A 22,558-nucleotide genomic window follows, 5' to 3' on the forward strand; every position below is an offset into this window, starting at 1 on the left:
TGCCAGCAGATGACAAGCAAAGCCAGCCGCACACTTCGCCGCAACAAGGCGCACAAGGCCTCTCTACGGCGCCAAGTAGCGCGGGGCCGGAAATCAGGCCTGGTTGATCTCGAACAATCCGGCGCAGCCCATGCCGCCCGCGACGCACATGGTCACGACCGCGTAGCGCGCCTTGCGGCGGCGGCCTTCGAGCAGGGCATGGCCGACAAGCCGCGCCCCGCTCATGCCGAACGGATGGCCGATCGCGATCGCCCCGCCATTGACGTTGACCTTCTCCGGATCGATGCCAAGCGTGTCCCGGCAATAGATCGATTGCGAGGCGAAGGCCTCGTTCAGCTCCCAGAGGTCGATATCGCCGACCGTGAGCCCGTTGCGCTCGAGCAGCCGCGGCACGGCGAAGACCGGGCCGATGCCCATCTCGTCCGGCTCGCAGCCGGCCGCCGCGAAGCCGCGGAAGGCGCCAAGCGGCGAGAGCCCGCGCCTGGCGGCCTCGTCGGCCGACATAACCACGCAGGCCGAGGCGCCGTCCGAGAGCTGGCTGGCATTGCCGGCGGTGATGAACTTGTCCTCGCCGCGCACCGGCTTGAGCTTGAGCAGCGCCTCCAGTGTGGTGTCGGGCCGGTTACCCTCGTCCTTGGCGAGCGTGACCTCTTCCTGGCGCGTCTCGCCGGTCGCCTTGTCGGTCACCGACATGACCGAACTCATCGGCACGATTTCCTCGTCGAACAGCTGGCGCTGCTGCGCCGATGCGGTGCGGCGCTGGCTCTCCAGCGAGAACTGGTCCTGCGCCTCGCGCGAGATGCCGTAGCGCTCGGCGACATTGTCCGCCGTCTCGATCATCGTCGTGTAGATCGACGGCTTGTGTTTCATCAGCCAGTTGTTCTGCGTGAGGTCGCGCCGCACCACCGGCTGCACCAGGCTGATCGACTCGACGCCGCCGCCGACCGCGACCGGCACGCCGTCCATCACCACCCGCCGAGCCGCATGCGCGATCGCCTCCAGGCCCGAGGCGCAGAAGCGGCTGACCGTGACGCCGGACGAGCCGACCGGCAGTCCCGCGACCAGCGCCGAATGGCGCGCGACATTGCCGCCCGTCGCCGCCTCCGGATAGCCGCAGCCCAGCACCACCTCCTCGATCTCGGCCGGATCGAGCCCCGCCTTGCCATAGGCGGCCTTGATCGCATGAGCGGCGAGATCGGCCCCACGCGTCAGGTTGAAGGCACCGCGATGGGCCTTGCCGATCGGCGTGCGGGCAGTGGAGACGATGACGGCTTCGGTCATGGGCGTTTTGTCCCTGCGATATCTTATTGAATGTCGATTATCATATAGAACTGAACCGGCGCTTGGGAACAGCGCCGCCGGCTCACGCCGCCTTGGCCTTGAGGTCGGAGAAGCCCTTGCCCTCGGCCGCCAGTCGACGCAGCAGCGGCGCCGGTTCGAGGGAGGCATCGCCGGTCTCGGCCGCCTGCGCCTCGAGCCGCCCCACGATCGTGGCGAGCCCGACCGTGTCGGCCCAATGCATCGGCCCGCCGCGCCAGGCCGGCCAGTTATAGCCGTTGAGCCAGACGATATCGATGTCGCCCGGCCGCGCCGCGATGCCCTCTTCGAGGATGCGCGCGCCCTCGTTGACCATCGGGTCCAACAGCCGCGCCACGATCTCGTCGGCAGAGAACGCACGCCGCGTCACGCCCTGGTCGGCCGAGATACGCGCGATCAGCGCTTCGACCTCCTGATCGCGCTGCCCGGCGCGGGCGCCTTCCGGATAGAGGTAATAGCCCTTGCCGGTCTTCTGGCCGAAGCGCCCGGCCTCGCAGAGCGCATCCGCCACCGCGGCCTTCAGTCCGAGCGATTTCCGCATCCGCCAGCTGATATCGCCACCGGCGAGGTCGGACATGGCGAAGGGCCCCATCTTGAAGCCGAAACCGGTCACAGCGGCATCGACCTCATGCGGCAGGGCGCCGGCAACCAACAGCCGCTCCGCGGCGCGGGTGCGCTGCGCCAGCATGCGATTGCCGACGAAGCCGAAGCAATTGCCGACCACCACCGCGACCTTGCCGAGCTTGCGCCCGAGGGCGATCCCGGTCGCGACGACATCTTCGGCCGTGCCGGCCGGCCGCACGACCTCGAGGAGCTTCATGACATTGGCCGGGCTGAAGAAATGCAGGCCGATCACATCCTGGGGCCGCGAGGTCGCAGCCGCGATCGTCGCGATATCGAGATAGGAGGTGTTGGTCGCCAGGATCACGCCCGGCTTCGCGATCCTGTCGAGCTCACCGAAGATCTGCTGCTTGACGCCCATCTCCTCGAAGGCCGCCTCGACCACGATATCGGCATCGGCCGCAGCCTGGAGCCCGACGGCCGGCGCGATCAGCGCCATGCGCTCGTCGCGCTCCGCCTCGCTCAGCGAGCCGCGCTTGACCGAGAAGCCATAGGTGTCGCGGACGCGGGCATAGCCCTTCTCGACCAGGTCCCGCGATGTCTCGATCAGCGTGACCGGAATGCCGGCATTGGCGAAGCACATCGCGATGCCGCCGCCCATCGTGCCGGCGCCGATCACCGCGGCCCGCGCCAGCGGACGCGGCTTGACGCTGGCATCGATGCCGGGCACCCGTGCCGCCTCGCGCTCGGCGAAGAAGACATAGCGCAGCGCCTTCGAGCGCTCGTCGGCGATCAGCTTGACGAAGAGTGCCCGCTCGGCCGCGAGCCCCTGCTCGAAAGGCAGGTCGAACGCGTTGCGCACGGACTCGACCAGCGCCGCGACATTCGGCATCTCGGCCGCCTTCTCCAGCGCCGATTTGGCGACGAGCTCGAAATCGCCGCGCTCGGCCGCATTCAGCCGGTCGGTCTTCGCGCTGATCGGAACCGGCTTGCCATTGGCCGCGAGCATCTCCGCGACGGCACAGGCGGCATCGAGCAGGTCTCCCGCGATGACGCCGTCCACAAGGCCGAGCGCCAGGCCCTCCTCGGCCGAGACGGATTCGCCGCTCAGCATCATTGCGAAGGCCTTGGCGCCGCCGATCAGACGGGGCAGGCGCTGCGTGCCACCCGCGCCCGGAATCAGCCCGAGCCTGATCTCGGGCAGGCCGAGTTTGGCGGCCGGAGCCGCGACGCGCGCATGACAGGCGAGCGCGAGTTCCAGGCCGCCGCCGAGCGCCGCGCCGTTGACCGCTGCCACGACCGGCTTGGCGCTGGCCTCGATCGCAGCGAGCAATTCGGGCAGGAGCGGCGAGACCGGCGGCTTGCCGAATTCGCTGATATCGGCGCCGGCGACGAAAGTACGCCCGGCCGCGGCGATGACGATGGCGCTGATCTCCGGCTCGGCCGCTGCTTTCGTAACCGCCTGCAGCAGGGCGGCGCGCAGATTGGCGCTGAGTGCGTTCACCGGCGGGTTGTCGATCGTCGCGATGGCAACAGCGCCGCGATTGGTGAGCCGGACGGTTTCCATAGGCGTCGTCCCCGATATCAAGCCAATGACCGGCGCTAGGAAGGCCGTGGCCCTCGCCGTGTCAAGGCGCAGACGCGCAAGCGGTGTAACGCATGAGGTGGCCTGCGGCGCAGAAACCCGCGCTGAACGCCGGCCGGCGCGGAATCCGCGAAAGCTGTTGCACGCCGCGACAAGAAGCCTTGCCGCGCGGACATAGATACCGATGGCAGCGCGATGCGCGCAATCGCGCCAGACGACAAGCGCGAAGTTCGATCTTGCCGAACGCGCGATTCATGAGACTTCTGGCAATGAGACGTTCAGCCAAGGACAAGAGCCGCATGACGACCGTTCTGATCGAAACCGCTGCGCCCGGCGTCACCCAGATCACGATCAACCGGCCTGAGCGCCGCAACGCGCTCGACGCCGCGACCTATGCCGGGCTGATCGAGGCGCTGAAAGCCGCCGATGCCGATCCCACCGTCAAGGCCATCGTGCTGACCGGCGCGGCCGGCTGCTTCTCCAGCGGCGCCGACATCAAGGGCTTCCAGGCCTCGTCCGGCGACGGACCGAGTATCGCCATCACCTATCTGAACACGATCTCGACGGTCTCGAAGCCGATCGTCGCCGCGATCGAGGGCTATGCGGTCGGCATCGGCACGACGATGCTGCTGCATTGCGACCTCGCCTATGCCGGGCGCGGCTCGACCTTCCGCCTGCCCTTCGTTACGCTCGGCCTCTGCCCCGAGGGCGCATCGAGCTACCTGCTGCCGCTGATCGCCGGCACCAAGCGTGCTGCCGAGCTGTTGATGCTGGGCGAGCCCTTCGGTCCGGGTCAGGCGCTCGAGGCCGGCATCGTCAACGCCGTCACCGATGAGGGCGGCGCGCTCGCCAAGGCGCTGGAGCGGGCGAGCGCGCTCGCCGCCCTGCCGCCTCAATCGGTTGCCTTGACCAAGATGCTGCTGAAGCGCGGCAATGCGGCGACCGTGGCCGAGACGATCATGGTCGAGGCCAAGCACTTCGCCGAGCGCCGCCTGTCCGACGAGGCGCAGGCGATCTTCGCCGCCTTCCTCAACAAGCGCTGAGATAAGGACTGCCCTGCGCACGAGATGGAGCGGCACCCCGCCGCTGACGCCTCCACGTCATTGCGAGCACCCGGGTCTTGCCTTCGGCAAGCCCGAGTACAGGCTCCGCGAAGCAATCTAGGGGCGGCCGGGCACCCAGTCCCCCTGGATTGCTTCGTCGCTGCGCTCCTCGCAATGACGGTGGTGGCGACGGCTAGGCCGCCGCTACGCGCTGCCGGCGCAGCCTCTGCATCGTCCAGCTGAACACCGGCCAGAGCAGCGCCGCAAAGGTCATAGCCGCCAGGACCGAGGAGACCGGCCGGTCGAAGAAGGGCAGCAGCGAGCCGTCCGACTTGATCAGCGACGTCACGAAGCTCTGCTCCACCATCGTGCCCATGACGATGCCGAGCACCATGGCCGCGACCGGATAGCCGTTCTTCTCCATCAGGTAGCCGAAGGCGCCGAAGAAGGCGACGCACCAGACCGCGAACAGGTTGTTGCCGGCGGTGGCGAAGGCGCCGACGGCGCAGAACACCATGATCACCGGCATCACCGCCGAGCGCGGCGCACCGACGATGCGGCTCGCCAGCCGGATCATGATGATGCCGAGCGGGATCATGATGATGTTGCCGAGGATGAAGATGATGTAGAGCGCGTACATGCTCGACGCCTGGTCGGTGAACAGGGTCGGGCCGGGATTGAGCCCCTTCATGTAGAGTACGCCGATCGCGATCGCGGTGATCGTGTCGCCGGGAATGCCGAAGAGCAGCGCCGGCACCCAGCCCGAGGCGAGCGAGGCGTTGTTGGAGGCGCCGGCCTCGATCAGACCTTCCGGATGGCCGGTGCCGAATTTCTCCGGCGTCTTCGAGAAGCGCTTGGCCATGGCGTAGCTGACCCAGGCCGCCATGTCGGCGCCGGCGCCGGGCAGCACACCGATGATGATACCGATGATGTTCCCGCGGATCTGCTGCTTGGGATATTGCTTGGTCAGCTCGATCTGGCCCTTGAGGATCGAGCCGAGGCGGCGGTGCTCCAGCTTCGGCGGCTCGCGCTCGGTCAGCGCCCGCATCACCTCGGCCAGCGCGAAGACGCCGACCAGGGCCGGGATCGGCTCGATGCCACCGAGCAGGTCGGTCGAGCCGAGGGTGAAGCGCGCGACGCCGCCGGGATTGTCAATGCCGATGCAGGTGATCAGCAGGCCGAGCAGCATCGAGGCGATCGCCTTGATCGGCGAGGAGCGCGCCACCAGCGTCGCGCACATCAGGCCGAGCATGGCGAGCCAGAAATTCTCGTAGGTCGAGAAGGACAGCGCGATCTCGGCAAGCGCCGGCGCCAGGATCATCAGCGAGAGCGTGCCGGCGATGCCGCCGAGCGCCGAGAACCACAGGCAGATGCCGAGCGCGGTCTCGGCCTGACCCTTGCGGGTCATGGCATAGGCCTCATCGGTATAGGCGGCCGAGGCCGGCGTGCCGGGAATGCGCAGCAGGCAGCCCGGAATGTCGCCTGAGAAGATCGCCATGGCCGAGGCCGTGATGATCGTCGCCACCGCCGCGATCGGCGAGAGGTAGAAGGTCACCGGCACGAGCAGCGCCGTCGCCATCGTGGCCGAGAGGCCGGGCAGCGAGCCGACGATCAGTCCGTAGAAGGCCGAGGCGATGATCGCGATCATCACGTCGGGGGCGAAGACGAGCCCGAAGGCCTGGATGATGGTGTTCATCTTGGCCTCACCACGGGAAGGGCAGCAGCCCGTTGGGCAGAGGCACCCTGAGCAGCTTGAGGAAGATCAGGTTGACGCAGAACGGCGCGATCAGCGCCAGCGGCACCGAGAGCTTCGGCTTGGCGCCGAAGGCGGTCGAGGCGACGAAGACCATGATCGCCGCCGTGATCAGGAAGCCGAGCGTCTCGGAGGCGAGCGCGTAGAAGCAGAGCAGCAGCGGCGGCACCAGCGCCAGCCAGTTGCGCCAGGCCGGCACGGGCTCGAGCAGTTCCGGCGCCGAATGCTCGGCGACATCGGCCTCGGCCACCTCCTCGAAATGCCGGCCGATGCCGAAGACGATCAGCCCGCCGCACAGGATGAGCCCGGCGCCCACGACCATCGGGAAGGCGGAAGGACCGACCTGCTGGCCGGGCACCGGCGGCAATTTCGATCCGTAGAAAAAGGCGGCCGCTCCGAGCAGGGCAATGGAGGAACCGGAGATGCGATCGGCGAGTGGCGTCACGGCGAACTCTCGACTGGTCTAGGTATAGGGATAGAGACGAAAACACCGGAGACGCGGCAAGGCGGCTCCGGTGTCGAGGTCAGCTCGGATCAGGCCTTGGCGAGGCCGGCCGCCTTCATCGCGGACGCCATCGCGGCGTCGCCCTCGTCCATGAACTTGCCGAAGCCGGCCGCGTCGGCATACTTCATGCCGAAGCCGCGCGAATTCATGAAGTCCTTGTACTCCTTGGAGTCGAAGGCGGTCTTCAGCGAGGTTTCGAGCTTCTTGGCCATGTCGGCCGGCAGGTTCTTCGGCCCGGCGATGCCGCGCCAGGCGCCGACCGAGTAATGGATCCCGAGCGTCTCGTTGAGCGTCGGCACGTCCTTGAACTGCGGGTTGCGCTCGGAGGCCATGATGGCGAGCGACTTGGCCTTGCCGGCATCGATCATGGCGCGCGCCTCCGGCACCGAGCAGGTGACGATATCGACGCCGCCGGCCGCGAGGTCCTGCATGCCGGGCGCAGCGCCGTTCGACGGCACCCAGGCGACATGGTCCGGCTTCAGGCCCATGGCGACGAGCCAGCCGACCAGTGCCAGATGCCAGATGCCGCCCTGACCGGTGCCGGACGCCTTGAGCTTGCCGGGAGGCGCAGCCTTGATCGCCTCGGCCAGCGCCTTGATGTCCTTGTGCGGGCTGGACGCACTGACCTGCACGCCCGGCGGATCCTCATTCATCAGGCCGAGCGGCTGATAGCTGCGCGGCGTCAGGTCGGTCAGGCCCTGATGGTGCATCATCGAGATCTCGACCGTGAGCAGGCCGATCGTATAGCCGTCCGGCGCCGCGGTCGCGATGGCGGAATGGCCGACGACGCCCGAGCCGCCGGTGCGGTTCACCACGTTGAAGGGCTGGCCGAGCTCCTTCTCGAGCAGCTGCGCGATGATTCGCGCCGTCGCATCGGTGCCGCCACCCGCGCCCCAGGGGCAGATCAGCGTCACCGGCCGGCTCGGCCATTGCGCCTGCGCGATCGCCGGCTTGGCGATCAGCCCTGCGGCGCCGGCCGCAGCCGCGCCCTGCAGAACGTTACGTCTGGTGATGATACGAGACATTCTTGCATACCTCCCTGATCAATCGATTTGGTCGCGGGTGCTTCTCCGCCTGCGCGGGGCGCCCTTGTCGGTCCGGCACCATCTGAGCCGATTGCACCGGCTGAGACAACTGCGCTTTTCGGATAGAGTCGGATGAAATCTGAATCCGTCTCTCACTTAAAATCAGAGCAGGATTCCTGCGAAGAGCCGGCTTCCACTTTTTCGCATCCTGCTCCGGTTCACAGCGTGCATACAATTTGCAGCACGGACTTGCCGGCCTTGTCGACGACGGCGCCGGTGCTCAGCTCGACGGTCGCGGCCGCCGTCGGCAGGCTCACGCCGGCCTTGCTCAGGAAGGGCGCGATCGCCGCGCCGTCGGCCATCGCATGGGCGCGCTGCGGCGCCACGCCCGCGACCAGGAACTTGTCGGACGGATCGGCCGTCACCAGCCCGGCGAGCCGGCCCTGGCGATCGAAGGCCGGGCTGCCAACCTGCCCGGGCTGAAGCGGCGCGTACACGGCGGTGCCTGAGCCTGTCTTCACGCCCTGACCGGGCAGCGCCATCGCGGCGCGCTGGCCGCCCGTATTGCCGTAGGCGACGAGCACGAGCCCGGCCTGATCGCCCAGCGCCTCGCTGCGCAGGCCCGGCGCGGCCGCCGATACACCATCGACATCGAGCAACGCCAGGCCGCTGGCATCGTCCTTGACCCGCAGCTTGGCAGCCCGCCCGCCGACATTGACCGCCTTGCACGGCTCGATCGCGGCCTTGGCGGTCAGCACCAGCCGATCCCCCACCACGAAGCCGGCGCCGTAGCGCTCACTCGCCCGGACGGCGACTGGCGGCGGCGCGGCGGTCGTGCCCTGTGCCGGAGCGGGACCGGCTACGGCCGTACCCGCTGCCGGCATCGGCCCGGTCGGGAAGGGATCGAAGCTCGCGGCGATCGCGATGACCAGCGGATCGACCGCCTGCGTCAGCGCCTTGTCATAGCCGATGGTGAAGCCGCGCAGCCCGGCCGGTCCCGACGAGAGCCGGCGATAGAACTTGCCGGTCGCGGTTTCGCCGGTGACGACGAAGAAATCCGGCCGCAGCAGCTTGTAGGTGATCTTGCGGCCCTGCACGGCGGCGCTGGTCGCGCGCTCGAACTGGGCCTCCAACGTATCGGTTGCGGGCGGCGTCGCGTTGGTGTCGAGCGTCACGCGCCCATCCTCGCTCTGCCAGCGCCCACCGCCTGGCGAGACGTCGCGCTTCGGCAGCAGCTTCATCGGGATGCCGATGCGCGCGCCGGTGCGCTCGTCGGCGATCAGCCGGAAGCCGGCGGCATCGCGCGCCGCTGCGGCGCGCTGCGCCAGCGCCTTGCGCTCGGCCGGGGTGAGGATGCCGTCCGACGTCCCCTTCGAGGCCGCCTTGATCGTGTTGATGCCCCGGAAGGTCAGCGGCCCGAAGGAGCCGCTCACCGCGCCGTTGAAGGCGCCGGCCCAGATCAGGTCGGTCTGGATCGCCCGGCGCTCGGCCTCCGGCAGCGCCTCGAAAGCGGCCTGCGCCGCCACCATCTGCGGATTCGGCGCGGGAGCGGCGGGAGCCTGCGCCTGAGCGCTCAGCAGGCTGGCTGCGAGCAGCGGCACCGCCAATCCCAAGCCGGCAAACCGCATCGTCGTGGAGCGCAGACGGAAACTGAGCGCATTCGCCATCGGGTCTTCTCCAGGCCGGCAAGGAACGTCCGAAAGATCGCCGCATTGAGCGTCAACTGCGCCTCATCCGCAACTGCGATGACATGCGCACGACGCCTCGCTCCCGGCCTTCCACCTTGCGCTGGGACGCGATAGCCTGCCGGCATTCTCGGCGCCGTCATCGCAGCGACGCGCGACGGCCCGAGGATAGGCTACCTGACTGACCGAAGGGGGAACGATCATGACCTTTCTTGCCCGGCTCGCCCTGCTCTTCGGTCTCGCACTCTCGGCGGCAACACCGGCTCTGGCCCAGCCAGCCCTGTCCCAGAAGGCCTATATCCGCACCGACCTCGCCGCCGACGGCCAGCGGCTCGAGGAAAGGCTGAAGCGCGACGTCCCGTCCCCCCGGCCCGCGGCGATCTCGCTGCGCGACGGTGAGGCGGCCATGGCCCGCGGCGATGCCCGCGCCGCCCTGCCCCAGGCCAATGCCGCCGTCGTCTCCGAGCCCGGCAGCGCCGCCGGCTGGCGCCTGATGGCGCGCGCCGCCAACGCCATCGAGCCGCGCGACTATCGCGAGCGCTGGGAATTGCGCGAGCGTGCCATCACTGCCGCCTATCTCGCCTATCAGCGTTCGGCCAACCGCAATGACGAGGCCGCCTCGCTCGCCGTGCTCGCCCGCACCTTCGAGAAGAACGAGCTTTGGCGCCCGGCGCTGACCACCTACCGCCTCAGCCTCGACCTCCAGGACAATGCCCAGCTGCGCACGGCCTATGAGAGCCTGCGCGAGAAGCGCGGCTTCCGCCTGCTCTCGAACAATGTCGATTCCGATTCGGCGACGCCCCGCGCCTGCTTCACCTTCTCCGAACCGCTCTCCCGCGGCCGCGTCGATTTCGCGCCTTACGTCGCCATTTCCGGTGGCCAGGGCGATTTCGCCGTGAGCGCCGAGGACCGCCAGATCTGCGTCGACGGCCTCCGGCATGGCGAGCGCTACGCCTTCGTCATTCGCCAGGGCGTGCCCTCGGCGATCCCCGACGAGGTGCTGCTGAAGCCTGCCGATTACGAGGTCTATGTCCGCGACCGCACGCCCTCGGTGCGCTTCACCGGCAAGAACTACGTGCTGCCGCGCACCGGCCAGCAGGGCATCCCGGTCGTCTCGGTCAACACCACCAAGCTCGACCTCGAGGTCATGCGCATCGGTGACCGCAACCTGATCAATTCGGTCCATTCCGAGGACTTCCTGACCCAGCTCGGCAGCTACAGCGCCAACCAGATCGCCTCCGACAAGGGCCAGAGCATCTGGAAGGGCACGATGGATGTGAAGCCCGACCTGAACAAGGACGTCATCACCGCCTTCCCGGTGCTGGACGCGGTCGGCAAGCTCCAGCCCGGCGTCTACGTGATGTTCGCCAAGCCCTCGGGTGGCCCGGCGGCGCAGATCCCCTCCGACAGCGACACCGAGTCCTACGATGACGGCTCGACCCGCGCGACGCAGTGGTTCGTCGTCTCCGATCTCGGCCTGACCAGCTTCACCGGCCCTGACGGCGTGCATGTGTTGGTGCGTTCGCTCGCCGATGCCCGCCCGCTCGCCAATACCGAGCTGCGCTTGATCGCCCGTAACAACGAGGTGCTCTCCACCGTCCGCTCCGATGCGAACGGCTATGCCCGCTTCGATGCCGGCCTCGCCAAGGGCCAGGGCGGCAACGCGCCCGGCCTGGTCACCGCCGCGCTAGGTGAGGATTACGGCTTCCTCGATCTGAAGCTGACCGCCTTCGACCTCTCCGACCGCGGCGTGCAGGGCCGCGTCGCCCCGAGCGGGCTCGACGCCTATCTCTACACCGAGCGCGGCGTCTACCGCTCCGGCGAGACCGTCTACCTCACCGCGCTGCTGCGTGACGCCAAGGCCACAGCCGTCACCGGCCTGCCCTTGACCCTCGTCGTCAAGCGGCCCGACGGCGTCGAGTATCGCCGCCGCCAGGTCGAGGACCAGGGCGCCGGCGGTCGCGCCTATTCGATCCCGCTGCTCTCGGGCGCGCAGACCGGCACCTGGCGCATCCAGGCCTATGCCGATCCGAAGGGCTCCGCCATCGGCGAGACCTCTTTCCTCGTCGAGGATTACGTGCCCGAGCGGCTCGAGCTGACGCTCGCGCCCAAGGCGCCGCTGCTCCAGGCCGGTGAGCCGGCCGAGATCGATCTCACCGCCCGCTATCTCTACGGCGCGCCGGGCTCCGAGCTCGACGTCACCGGCACGACTACGATCCGCGCCGCCGCGCAATCGGCCATTCCCGGCTTCGACGGCTATCAGGTCGGCCTCACCGACGAGAGTTTCGAATCCGTCCAGGCCGATCTCGAGGAGAGCACGCAGACCGATGCGCAGGGCAAGGCGCTGGTCTCGGCCGCGATCCAGCAGCCCGACGCCAACCGCCCGCTCGAAGTCGAGGTCACCCTGCGCGTCGGCGAGCCCGGCGGACGCGCCATCGCCCGCTCGCTCACCTTGCCGATCGTGCCCAAGGGCGCGGCCATCGGCGTCAAGAAGCTCTTCGACGACAGCACGCTCGGCAACGGCCAGAACGCCTCGTTCGACGTGATCATGGCCAATGGCGACGGCCGCCGTCTCGCTCGCCAGGGCGTGAAATGGACGCTCTCCAAGGTCACGCGCAACTATCAATGGTTCTTCCGCGACGGCCGCTGGAACTATGAGGGCGTGAATACCACCCGCCGCATGTCCGATGGCGAGATCGCCACCAGCGAGACCGCTCCGGCCAAGATCAGCGCGCCGGTGCAATGGGGCAATTACCGGCTCGACGTCGTCTCGACCGGTGGCGACGCCACCGAGACCAGCGTCTCCTTCTGGGTCGGCTACGAGACCGACAAGACAGCCGACACGCCGGATGTGCTCGACGTCGCGCTCGACAAGCCGTCCTACGGCATCGGCGACACCATGCAGGTGCGCCTCTCGCCGCGCTTCGGCGGCAAGGCGACGCTCGCGGTGATCAGCGACCGCGTCAACGAGATCCGCACCGTCGATATCTCGGCCGACGGCACCACCGCCTCGATCCCGGTCAAGGCCGAATGGGGCGCCAGCGCCTATCTGGTCGCGCTCGCTCATCGCCCGATGGACACTGCCGCCAACAGGCTGCCCGGCCGCGCCATCGGCCTGTCCTGGTTCACCATCGGCAAGGCCGAGCGCACGCTCAGCGTCGATCTCGGCGCGCCCAATCTGGTGCGTCCGCTCACCACGCTGTCGCTGCCGGTCAAGATCACCGGCGCGCGCTCGGGTGAGGAGGCTTTCGTCACGGTCGCGGCCGTCGATATCGGCATCCTCAACCTGACCCGCTACGAAAGCCCGGATGCCGGCAAGTATTTCTTCGGCCAGCGCCAGCTCGGCCATGAGCTGCGCGACCTCTATGGCTACCTGATCGACGGCATGCAGGGCGTGCGCGGCACCATCCGCTCCGGCGGCGACGGTGCGGCCGCGACCCCGGGTGAGAAGCCGACGCAGGAGCCGCTCGCGCGCTATTCCGGCGTGGTCAAGGTCGGGCCGGATGGCACGGCCAAGATCGATTTCGACATGCCGGCCTTCAACGGCTCGGTCCGCGTCATGGCCGTGGCCTGGTCGGCCGGCCGCACCGGTCATGCCAATGCCGATGTCATCGTCCGCGACCAGATCGTCGCGCAGGCGACGCTGCCGCGCTTCCTCGCCATTGGCGACCAGTCCCGCTTTCACCTGCAGATCGACAATGTCGAGGGCCCTCCCGGCACCTATACCGTGGATCTCGACGTCAAGGGTCCGGTGCTCGTCGCCGCCGACGCGACGCGCCGCAGCTTCAACCTTCAGACCGGCGCCAAGACGCAGCTCACCATCCCGGTGACCGCCGCCGGCCTCGGCCGCGCCGAGTTCGACGTGCGTGTCAGCGGCCCGAACGGCATTACCACGGTGCAGAACCTCGCCGTGCGCGTGCAGCCCTCCTCCAACACGATCGCGCGTCGCGTCGTCCGGCCGATCCCCGGCAATGGCGGCGCGCTCACCGTCTCCGCCGATCTGATGGCGGATCTCGTTCCGCGCTCCGGCCAGGTCTCGGTCTCGGTCTCGCCCTTCGCCTCGCTCGACGTGCCGGCGATCCTGAAGGCGCTCGACCGCTACCCCTATGGCTGCACCGAGCAGACGGTCAGCCGCGCGCTGCCGCTGCTCCATGTCAACCGGCTCGCCACGATGGAGAGCCTGGCGCTCGACTCCAATGCCGACGAGCGCGTCGCCAATGCGATCGAGCGCGTGCTTGCTCGCCAGGGCGGCAACGGCTCCTTCGGCCTCTGGAGCGTCGGCGGCGACGATCTCTGGCTCGACGCCTTCGTCACCGACTTCCTGACCCGGGCCCGCGAGCGCCAGTTCGCCGTGCCGCAGATCGCCTTCAACATGGCGCTCGACCGGCTGCGCAACCAGGTCGTCAACACCTCCGAGATCAACAAGGAGGAGGCCTCCGGCATCGCCTATGCGCTCTACGTGCTCGCCCGCAACGGCCGGCCGGTGATGGGCGACCTGCGCTATCTCGCCGACAACAAGCTCTCCGATTTCGCCTCGCCGCTGGCGCGCGCGCAGATCGGCGCGGCGCTCTCGCTGCTCGGTGATCGCGGCCGTGGCCGCGCTGCCTTCGTGAGCGCGCTCAACCAGTTGCAGGAGACCCGCGACGACGGCATCTCGCGCGCCGATTACGGCTCGCGGCTGCGCGACAGCACCGGCGCGCTGGCACTGATCGCCGAAGCCAATGGCGAGCGCGCCGATATCAGCCGTGCCGCCAATATCGTCGAGGGCGCCCGCAACGCCTCGCGCTACACCTCGACGCAGGAGAACATGTGGATGGTGCTGGCCGCCCAGGCCATGACCAAGGAGGCCGAGGGCATGACGCTCACGGTCGACGGCGCCGAGCGCAAGGGCGCGCTCTACCGCACGCTCTCGCAGGAGGCGCTGGAAGCCAAGCCCCTCACCATCGCCAATCCCGGTCCGGCCGCGGCCCAGGCCGTGGTCACCGTCTCCGGCATCCCGGCATCGCCCGAGCCGGCGCTGAACCAGGGCTTTGGCGTCGAGCGCACGATTTACTCGATGAAGGGCGAGAAGGTCGATCCTGCCAGGCTGCGCCAGAACGAGCGCTATGTCGTGGCGCTGACCGTGACCGAGATCCCGGCCCGCTACGGCCGCCTGCTGCTGGTCGACCCGCTGCCGGCCGGGCTCGAGATCGAGAACGCCAACCTCACCGAAGGCGCCTCGACCGAAGGCCTGTCCTGGCTGAAGCAGGAGGTGTTCCCTGTTCATACCGAGGCGCGCGACGACCGCTATGTCGCCGCCTTCGAGCGCAGCGGCTCCTCGAACCAGCCGGGCGTGTTCACGATCGGCTATATCGTGCGGGCCGTCTCGCCGGGCCGCTATGTCGCGCCGGCTGCGGTGATCGAGGACATGTACCGTCCGGATCGCTTCGGCCGCACCGGCTTCGGCACGGTCGACATCGCTTCGGCGAGGTAAGGACAAGAACCAGAGGTGAAGACGCGATCCGACGAGACGGGCGCAGCCGAGCACCCTCTCTCCCTGCGGGAGAGGCTTGGGGTGAGGGGTCGCGCTGTCCTTGACCGGTTGCGCCTCGCTTCGAACTCCGTCTTGGCTAAGGTCGCGCGACCCTTCATCCGTCTCCGCTCCGCGGAGCCGCCTTCTCCCGCGTCAAAGTCGGCTGTTGCCGAGGTTGACACTCGGGATTGCCCATCTCGGGCAAGCCCGAGATGGGTGGGAGAAGGAAGGCGCATCTGGCGGCAGCGCCTCGTCATCGCAGGCGGAAGCACGCTCGCTCTCGGCGCAACCGCTGCCGGGGCCCTCGCCTACTACGCTTCCACGCTCCCGCCGCTCGACTTCGCCGCCGCGCGCGACCGCTCGACCGTGGTTCTCGATCGCGAGGGCAAGCTCCTCCGCCCCTTCCTCACCGCTGACGGCCGCTGGAAGCTCCCGGTCGGCCACGACGATGTCGACCCACGCTATCTCGCCATGCTCAAGGCCTTCGAGGACAAGCGCTTCGACGGCCATCACGGCATCGATCCTGGGGCCATGCTGCGCGCCGCCGGCCAGATGCTGCTGAGCGGGCGCATCGTCTCCGGCGGCTCGACCCTGACCATGCAGGTCGCCCGTCTGCTGGAGCCGCGCGAGGAGCGCTCGCTTGCCGCCAAGCTGCGCCAGGCCGTGCGCGCCGTCGAATTGGAGCGCCGCTTCAGCAAGAACGAGATCCTCGACCTCTACCTGACGCTCGCCCCCTTCGGCGGCAATCTCGAAGGCGTGCGCGCCGCCAGCTTCGCCTATTTCGGCAAGGAGCCGAAGCGGCTCTCCACGGCCGAGGCCGCGCTTCTCGTCGCCCTGCCGCAATCCCCCGAGCAGCGCCGGCCGGACCGATCCGTCGAGGCCGCGAGCAAGGCCCGTGACCGCGTGCTCGCCCGCGTCGAGGCCGCCGGCCTCGCCACGAAGGACGAGGTCGCGGCCGCCCGCGAGGAGCCGATCCCTGGCGCACGAAAGCCTTTTCCGGCGCTCGCCCCGCATCTCGCCGAGCAGGTCGTAGCCGAGGCGCCCGCGCTTCGTAGCCAAAGGCTGACGCTCGATGGCCGGCTGCAGGCCAATCTCGAGCAGCTCGCGCGCGAGCGCAGCCTCGGCCTCGCGCCCCAGGTCTCGATCGCCATCCTCGCCGTCGACAACGACACCGGCGAAGTCCGCGCCTCGGTTGGCGGCGTCGACTATTTCGCGGCCGAGCGCGCCGGCGCCCTCGACCTGACCCGCGCCCTGCGCTCGCCCGGCTCGGCGCTGAAACCTTTCATCTACGCGCTTGCCTTCGATAACGGCCTCGCCCATCCCGAGACGATGCTGGAGGACCGGCCGGCTCGCTACGGGCTCTACGTTCCCGAGAATTTCGATCTCGGCTTCCAGGGCATGGTCTCGGCCCGCAAGGCGCTCCAGCTTTCGCTCAACGTGCCGGCCGTCGAGGTCCTCTCCTCGCTGGGTCCGCAACGCTTCCTGTCGCGGCTGCGCGATGCCGGCGCCAGCATTGCCATGCCGAAGGAGGGCGGCGCGCCTGGCCTCGCCGTCGGCCTCGGCGGCCTCGGCATCACCTTGCAGGACCTGACCCGGCTCTATGTCGGCCTTGCCCGCGGCGGCGAAATGCTGCCGCTGCGCGTGAAGCCCGCCACTGGCCCGACCGGCGAGGCCCCCCGCCTCGTCGATCCCGTCGCGGCCTGGTACGTCACCGACACCTTGCTCGGCGCGCCGCCGCCGCTCAACGCCGTGCCCGGGCGCATCGCCTATAAGACCGGCACCTCCTATGGCTACCGTGATGCCTGGGCCGTCGGCTACGACCGCAAGCACACGATCGGTGTCTGGGTCGGCCGTGCCGATAATGGCGCAGTGCCCGGCCTCGTCGGCCGCGTCAGCGCCGCGCCGATCCTGTTCGATGCCTTCTCCCGGCTCGGCCTCGATCCGCGGCCATTCCCGCAGCCGCCGAACGCGATCGTCGCGAGCACGTCGAACCTGCCGCCGCCCCTGCGCCATCTCCGCCAGGACGTACCGAAGACGCTGCTCGCGCTGGCGACGCCCGGCCTCAAGCTGGCCTTCCCGCCCGAGGGCGCGCGCATCGACCTTGCCGCCTCGACGCTCGATGGCAGGACCGAGCTCAACCTCAAGGTCGATGGCGGCGCCCCGCCCTATACCTGGCTGGTCGACGGCACGCCGGTGACGCCGCCGCTGCGCCGGCGCGAAGCCGCCTGGCAACCGAGCGGCAAGGGCTTTGTCCGGATTTCGGTGATCGACGCGACAGGCGCCAGCGAGAGCGTCTCGGTGCGGCTGCAATAGGGCACGGGGCGCTGAGCCGAAGGCGCAAAGGCACCCTCACGGATCCTCCGTCATGCTCGGGCCTGCCCAGAGCATCCGCCCCTTGAACACCGTGCTTCGAGGGAAGACGTGGATGGTCGCCACAAGGGCGACCATGACGACAGCAGGCAAATATTCACGGCCGAACCCGTGACTTGTCCTGGAAGAGATCCCCGGACTGCGCTTTACTCCGCCCGAGGATGACGCGCTCAGCTCACAAGCCTCAGCGCATCACTCCGCCGGGGCAGGATGCGGTGTGGGCGCGTGGCCATGCCCGTGCGCTTCGTCCTCGCCATGCACCGGCCGGTGCTTGCGGGCGAGATAGGTGTAGACCACAGGCACCACGTAAAGCGTCAGCAAGGTGCCGAAGGTCATGCCGCCGACGATGACCCAGCCGATCTGCGAGCGGCTCTCCGCACCGGCGCCATGCGCCAGCGCCAGCGGCACGGCGCCGAGCACCATCGCGCCCGTGGTCATCAGGATCGGCCGCAGCCGCAGCTCCGCCGCATTGATCAGCGCCTCGCGCAGTTCCTGTCCCTCTTCACGCAGCTGGTTGGTGAATTCGAGGATGAGGATGCCGTGCTTGGTGATGAGGCCGACCAGCGTGATCAAACCGATCTGGCTGTACACGTTGAGCGTGCCGCCGCTGTAATAGAGCGCGGCGAGAGCGCCGGTGATCGAGAGCGGCACCGAGACCATGATCACGATCGGGTCGACGAAGCTCTCGAACTGCGCGGCGAGCACGAGATAGATGAAGCCGAGCGCCAGCAGGAAGACCAGGAAGATCGAGGCGCCGGACTGCTTGAACTCACGGCTCTGGCCTGAATAGTCGATCTGCACCGTCTTCGGCAGCATCTTGGCGGCAGCCTGCTCCAGAACGGCGAGGCCGTCGCCTAGCGAATAGCCGGGCGCAGGCACGGCGGTGATCGTCGCCGAACGCAGCTGGTTGAAGCGGATCAGCTCCTTTGGCGCGACATTTTCCTCAATGTTCACCAGGCTGGAGAGCTGGACGACCGCACCGTTGCGGCCACGCAGATAGATCGACTGCAGCGCCTGCGGCGTCGCGCGATCGGTACCGGCGACCTGCAGCACGACGTCGTACTGCTCGCCGTTCATGTTGAAGCGCGTCACCTGCCGCCCGCCGAGCAGCGTTTCCATCGTGCGACCGATGATGTCGATGCCGACGCCGAGATCCGACGCGCGTTGCCGGTCGATGGAGACTTTGATCTGCGGCTTGTCGAGGATGAGATTGCTCTCGAGATTGGTCATTGCCGGCGATTTCGAGGCCTCGGCGATGACAAGATCGACATATTCCTTGATCTGCGCATAGGGCTCCGACGAGCGCAGCACGAACTCGACTGGTTTGCTGTTGGCGCCGCCGGGCGTGCCGAGCGAAGGCGGATTGATGGCGAAGAGCCGGATTCCGGGAATCTGCGACAGGCCCCGGTTGATCTCGGCAACGAGGTCCTGCTGCTTGCGGTGGCGTTGCTCCCAGGGCTTCAGCCGCGCGAAGGCGATGGCGCGCGTCACGTCGGGGAAGCCGACGATGACGAGATAGCTCTCCACCTCGGGAATCTTGCTGAAGTAGTTCTCGACCTGCCGCGCATAGTCGGCGGTGAAGCTCAGTGTCGCCCCCTCGGGCGCGACGCCGATGCCGTTGATCGTGCCGCGATCCTCGACCGGAGCGAGCTCAGAGCGCAGGTTGGTGAACAGGAAATAGCTCGAGCCGGCGACGCAGAGCGCGAGCAGGACGATGACCGGGCGGATCGCCAGTGCGCCGCGCAGCGAGGCGCGATAGCCGCGGGCCAACCCGTCGAAACCGCGCTCCAGCAGGTTGTAGAGCCAGCTGTGCTTGTCGTGGTGCTTGAGCAGCTTGGCGCACATCATCGGCGTCAGTGTCAGCGCGACGAAGCCCGAGACGAGCACCGCGCCAGCGAGCGTCAGCGCGAATTCGATGAAGAGCTTGCCGGTGCGGCCGGTCGAGAAGGCCATCGGTGCGTAGACGGCGACCAGTGTCAGCGTCATTGCCACCACGGCGAAGGCGATCTCGTTGATGCCCTTGATCGCCGCCTTGGTCGGCGGCATGCCGTCCTCGACATGGCGGTGTACATTCTCGAGCACGACGATCGCGTCGTCGACGACGAGGCCGATCGCCAGCACCATCGAAAGCAGCGTCAGCGTGTTGACGGTGAAGCCGAGCATGTACATCAGCGCGAAGGCGCCGATCAGCGAGACCGGAATGGTGACGAGCGGGATCAGCGTCGCGCGCACCGAGCGCAGGAAGATGAAGATGATCAGCACGACGAGAACCACCGCCTCGCCGATCGTCGAATAGACCGCCTGGATCGAGCGGTCGATGAAGATCGAGGTGTCGTAGGAGGTGGCGATGCCCATGCCGTCCGGCAGGTCCTCGGTGATCTCCGGCAGCGCGGCGCGGATGCCCTCGGAGACGTCGAGCGGATTCGCGGTCGCCTGCTTGACGATGCCGATCGTGACCGAGGGCCGGCTGGCGAACCAGGCGGCGTTGCGCTCCTCGCGCGCGCCGAGCCCGACCTTCGCCACGTCCTTCAGCTTCACCGGGAAGCCCCTGACGTCCTTGATGACGATTTCCTGGAATTGCTCCGGCGTGCTCAGGCTGGTCTGCGACAGCACCGTGAACTCGCGGTCACTGCTCTCGATGCGGCCCGACGGGATCTCGATATTCTGCGCGGCCAGCGCCGCCTCGATCTCCTGCACGGTGACGTCATAGGCCGCCATCCGGGCGCGATCGAGCCAGATGCGCATTGCGTATTGCCGCTGGCCGATGATGCGGACTTCGGCGACGCCGGTGACGTTCTGAACACGGTCGGCGATGAAGCGGTCGGCGAAATCGGTCAGCTCGAGCGGAGTGTGGCGCGAGCTGGTCAGCGACAGGTAGAGGATCGGCTGGGCATCGGCCTCGACCTTGGCGATGATCGGCTCGTCGATCTCATCCGGCATGCGGCCGCGCACGCGGCTGACGCGGTCGCGCACATCGGAAGCCGCCACGTCCGGGTTCACCGACGGACGGAAGCGCACCGAAATGTTGCTGCGCTCCTGCCGGCTGGTCGAGGAGATGATCTCGATGCCTTCGATGCCGGCGATCGAGTTCTCCAGGATCTGCGTCACCTGGGTCTCGATGATCTCGGCGCTGGCGCCGCGATAGACCGTCTGCACCGAGACGATCGGCTCGTCGATATTCGGATATTCGCGCACCGTCAGGCGCGTATAGGAGACGAAGCCGATCAGGACCACGAGCAGGCTCAGCACGGTCGAGAGGACCGGCCGCTTGACGAAGAGCGCGAAGAGGCTCATTCCGTGGCGCTCGTCTGCACCGGCGGTAGGCTGTTCTTGATCGCGACCGCGACGCCGTCGCGCAGGCGCATCTGGCCGGTGGTGACGATCTGCATGGCCGGGTTCAGGCCCTTGGTGATCTCGACCTTGCCTTGCATGCGCTTGCCGAGCTCGACCGGCATGCGCTTGGCCTTTCCGTCCTGAACCACGTAGATCATCTTGTTCATGCCATCTGGCACCACCGCCGTCTCCGGCACGATCAGCGCCTTCTCGCGCTGATTGACGATGATGTTGATGCGGGCGAACAGGCCGGGCTTCAGCGCGAGATCGCTGTTGGGGATCATCGCGCGCAGCCGGATGGCGCGGCCGTTGATGTCGACCACCGGGTCGATTGCGAAGATCCGGCCGGTGAAGGTGCGGTCTGGGACGGCATCGAGCTTGACCTCGATCGTCTGGCCGACCTTGACGCTGCTCAGGAACAGCTCAGGCACGCGGAAATCGACTTTGATCGGGTCGATCGCGGTCAGCGTGATCAGCTCCTTGCCGGCCGGGACATAGTCGCCGACGCCGACCGAGCGCAGCCCGACGACGCCGGTGAAGGGGGCGACGATGGCGGTCAGCGCCAGGCGCGACTGCGACAGCTGCAGCCGGGCCTCGGCGACCGCGAGCTGCGCCGTCGCCTGTTCGAGCGCCACCTGCGTGCCCGAGCCGCGCTGCACCAGCGAGCGGCTGCGTTCATGCGTGTCGCGCGCCAGCCTGACATCGGCCTCGGCCTGCTTCAGGTCGGCTTCCAGGATGGCCTTGTCGAGCTTGACCAGCTCCTGGCCCTTCTGGACGCGGTCGCCTTCCTTGAAGCCGAGCGCGACGACGCGGCCGGCGATCTCCGGCGCGATCACCACCGATTCATCGGCAGCGAGCGTGCCTAGCGCCTGGACCTCTTCGTTGACGCTGGCGATCTCGATCTTGCCGACCTCGACGGGCACGGCGGAAGCCTGCGGATTGGTCGCGGCGCGCGCCGGGGAGACCTGGGCCGCCTTGAAGTTGCGGTAGCCGTAATACCCTCCGCCTGCCAGTCCGGCGATCACGAGAAGAAGGACGAGACGCTTCATAAGACTGGACGCTCCGGTGCGGCGAGACTAGATATATGAACAAGACTGGACGGTCTAGTTTTAATAGGCCGCTTCATAGGCGGAAACATGACGGAAACGGTCCAGGTTCGGCGTTCGGAAACGGCTTCGGCCAAAGCAAGTTGCATGCCGGCCGAGAAGTCGCGCCCGGACAAGCATCACGCCATCACCCAGGCTGCTTCCGAGATGTTCCTGGCCGAGGGTTTCGAGCGTGCCAGCCTCGACCAGATCGCCCATCGCGCCGGCGTTTCCAAGCAGACGATCTATAGCCACTTTGCCGACAAGGAAGCCCTGTTCAAGGCAATTTGCGTCGAATTGACGGAAAAGCTGACGATTCCCTTGCGTCAGCCCCGCCAGAAGGACGGCGCCGACCTGCGCAACCTCCTCATCCGGCTCGGCGACGATGCGCTGGCGATGATGCTGCACCCGGCCTCGCTCGACCTGCACCGGCTCGTCCTGAACGCCGCCGCCCGCTTTCCCGAATTGGGACGCGCCGCCTATGAGGCCGGTGCGGCGCGCATGATCGATGACGTGGCGACGTTGCTGTCACAACGATCACAATCGGGTGAGGAATTGCCCAGGGTGCTCGGCGAAGCCGAGGCGCGCGTGATGGCGGAGCAGTTCATCGGCATGCTCCGCGGCTTCCACCAGATCCGCGGCCTGCTCGGCGTGGACGCGATTCCGGTGGCGGAGCGCCGCGACTATGTGCGCTCCTGCGTTGAGCTGCTGCTGCGCGGAGGCTAGAGCATTTCCGCGTTTGTTCAAATCGCAAAAATTCTCTAAGCTTTTGTTTTATCGCATT

12 protein-coding genes are annotated in these 22,558 nt (G+C 68.0%); 4 read left to right on the top strand and 8 right to left on the bottom strand.

What is annotated here, in order from left to right:
• Positions 1 to 93: 93 nt before the first annotated feature.
• Positions 94 to 1,281: an acetyl-CoA C-acyltransferase gene (locus EV560_RS03965; protein ID WP_131854183.1), complete on the bottom strand. Its 1,188-nt coding sequence runs from the start codon at positions 1,279 to 1,281 to the stop codon at positions 94 to 96.
• Positions 1,282 to 1,363: 82 nt separating this feature from the next.
• Positions 1,364 to 3,445, bottom strand: a complete 2,082-nt coding sequence (locus EV560_RS03970) for a 3-hydroxyacyl-CoA dehydrogenase NAD-binding domain-containing protein (RefSeq protein ID WP_131854185.1) — start codon at positions 3,443 to 3,445, stop codon at positions 1,364 to 1,366.
• Between the two features lie 317 nt (positions 3,446 to 3,762).
• Here EV560_RS03970 and EV560_RS03975 point away from each other — a divergent pair, with 317 nt between their 5' ends.
• Positions 3,763 to 4,506 (top strand): enoyl-CoA hydratase-related protein, encoded by a 744-nt coding sequence (locus tag EV560_RS03975; protein WP_131854187.1) that lies wholly within the window; start codon positions 3,763 to 3,765, stop codon positions 4,504 to 4,506.
• A gap of 193 nt (positions 4,507 to 4,699) precedes the next feature.
• Here EV560_RS03975 and EV560_RS03980 read toward each other — a convergent pair whose 3' ends face one another.
• The 4 genes from EV560_RS03980 to EV560_RS03995 form a co-directional block, all read right to left on the bottom strand.
• Entirely contained in the window at positions 4,700 to 6,202 is a 1,503-nt protein-coding gene (locus EV560_RS03980; RefSeq protein ID WP_131854189.1) for a tripartite tricarboxylate transporter permease, read from the bottom strand.
• A gap of 7 nt (positions 6,203 to 6,209) precedes the next feature.
• Positions 6,210 to 6,704: a tripartite tricarboxylate transporter TctB family protein gene (locus EV560_RS03985; protein WP_131854191.1), complete on the bottom strand. Its 495-nt coding sequence runs from the start codon at positions 6,702 to 6,704 to the stop codon at positions 6,210 to 6,212.
• 89 nt (positions 6,705 to 6,793) lie between these two features.
• The gene (locus tag EV560_RS03990; RefSeq protein WP_131854193.1) at positions 6,794 to 7,789 is read right to left on the bottom strand and encodes a tripartite tricarboxylate transporter substrate binding protein; all 996 of its coding nucleotides are present in this window, start codon (positions 7,787 to 7,789) and stop codon (positions 6,794 to 6,796) included.
• Positions 7,790 to 8,007: 218 nt separating this feature from the next.
• Positions 8,008 to 9,456: a S1 family peptidase gene (locus EV560_RS03995; RefSeq protein WP_131854195.1), complete on the bottom strand. Its 1,449-nt coding sequence runs from the start codon at positions 9,454 to 9,456 to the stop codon at positions 8,008 to 8,010.
• A gap of 220 nt (positions 9,457 to 9,676) precedes the next feature.
• Here EV560_RS03995 and EV560_RS04000 point away from each other — a divergent pair, with 220 nt between their 5' ends.
• Positions 9,677 to 14,947, top strand: coding sequence for an alpha-2-macroglobulin family protein (locus EV560_RS04000; RefSeq protein ID WP_131854197.1), 5,271 nt, complete (start codon positions 9,677 to 9,679; stop codon positions 14,945 to 14,947).
• Between the two features lie 255 nt (positions 14,948 to 15,202).
• Positions 15,203 to 17,299, top strand: coding sequence for a penicillin-binding protein 1C (pbpC, locus tag EV560_RS04005; RefSeq protein WP_131854199.1), 2,097 nt, complete (start codon positions 15,203 to 15,205; stop codon positions 17,297 to 17,299).
• Positions 17,300 to 17,548: 249 nt separating this feature from the next.
• Here pbpC and EV560_RS04010 read toward each other — a convergent pair whose 3' ends face one another.
• Both EV560_RS04010 and EV560_RS04015 read right to left on the bottom strand, forming a co-directional pair.
• Positions 17,549 to 20,650 (bottom strand): efflux RND transporter permease subunit, encoded by a 3,102-nt coding sequence (locus EV560_RS04010; RefSeq protein ID WP_131854201.1) that lies wholly within the window; start codon positions 20,648 to 20,650, stop codon positions 17,549 to 17,551.
• Positions 20,647 to 21,738, bottom strand: coding sequence for an efflux RND transporter periplasmic adaptor subunit (locus EV560_RS04015; protein ID WP_131854203.1), 1,092 nt, complete (start codon positions 21,736 to 21,738; stop codon positions 20,647 to 20,649). Before EV560_RS04015 ends, EV560_RS04010 begins: the two co-directional genes overlap by 4 nt.
• Positions 21,739 to 21,882: 144 nt before the next feature.
• Between EV560_RS04015 and EV560_RS04020 the strand changes: the two genes are divergently transcribed.
• Positions 21,883 to 22,500: a TetR/AcrR family transcriptional regulator gene (locus EV560_RS04020; protein ID WP_165923305.1), complete on the top strand. Its 618-nt coding sequence runs from the start codon at positions 21,883 to 21,885 to the stop codon at positions 22,498 to 22,500.
• Positions 22,501 to 22,558: the final 58 nt, after the last annotated feature.

It is taken from the genome of Allobosea sp. BK604 (assembly GCF_004341515.1).
GTDB lineage: Bacteria > Pseudomonadota > Alphaproteobacteria > Rhizobiales > Beijerinckiaceae > Allobosea.

Coding starts and splice junctions, on each gene's coding strand:
- EV560_RS03990 (WP_131854193.1), bottom strand. CDS start 7,789: ATGTCTCGTATCATCACCAGACGTAACGTTCTGCAGGGCGCGGCTGCG.
- EV560_RS03970 (WP_131854185.1), bottom strand. CDS start 3,445: ATGGAAACCGTCCGGCTCACCAATCGCGGCGCTGTTGCCATCGCGACG.
- EV560_RS03975 (WP_131854187.1), top strand. CDS start 3,763: ATGACGACCGTTCTGATCGAAACCGCTGCGCCCGGCGTCACCCAGATC.
- EV560_RS03980 (WP_131854189.1), bottom strand. CDS start 6,202: ATGAACACCATCATCCAGGCCTTCGGGCTCGTCTTCGCCCCCGACGTG.
- EV560_RS04020 (WP_165923305.1), top strand. CDS start 21,883: ATGCCGGCCGAGAAGTCGCGCCCGGACAAGCATCACGCCATCACCCAG.
- EV560_RS04000 (WP_131854197.1), top strand. CDS start 9,677: ATGACCTTTCTTGCCCGGCTCGCCCTGCTCTTCGGTCTCGCACTCTCG.
- EV560_RS03965 (WP_131854183.1), bottom strand. CDS start 1,281: ATGACCGAAGCCGTCATCGTCTCCACTGCCCGCACGCCGATCGGCAAG.
- EV560_RS04010 (WP_131854201.1), bottom strand. CDS start 20,650: ATGAGCCTCTTCGCGCTCTTCGTCAAGCGGCCGGTCCTCTCGACCGTG.
- EV560_RS03995 (WP_131854195.1), bottom strand. CDS start 9,456: ATGGCGAATGCGCTCAGTTTCCGTCTGCGCTCCACGACGATGCGGTTT.
- EV560_RS04015 (WP_131854203.1), bottom strand. CDS start 21,738: ATGAAGCGTCTCGTCCTTCTTCTCGTGATCGCCGGACTGGCAGGCGGA.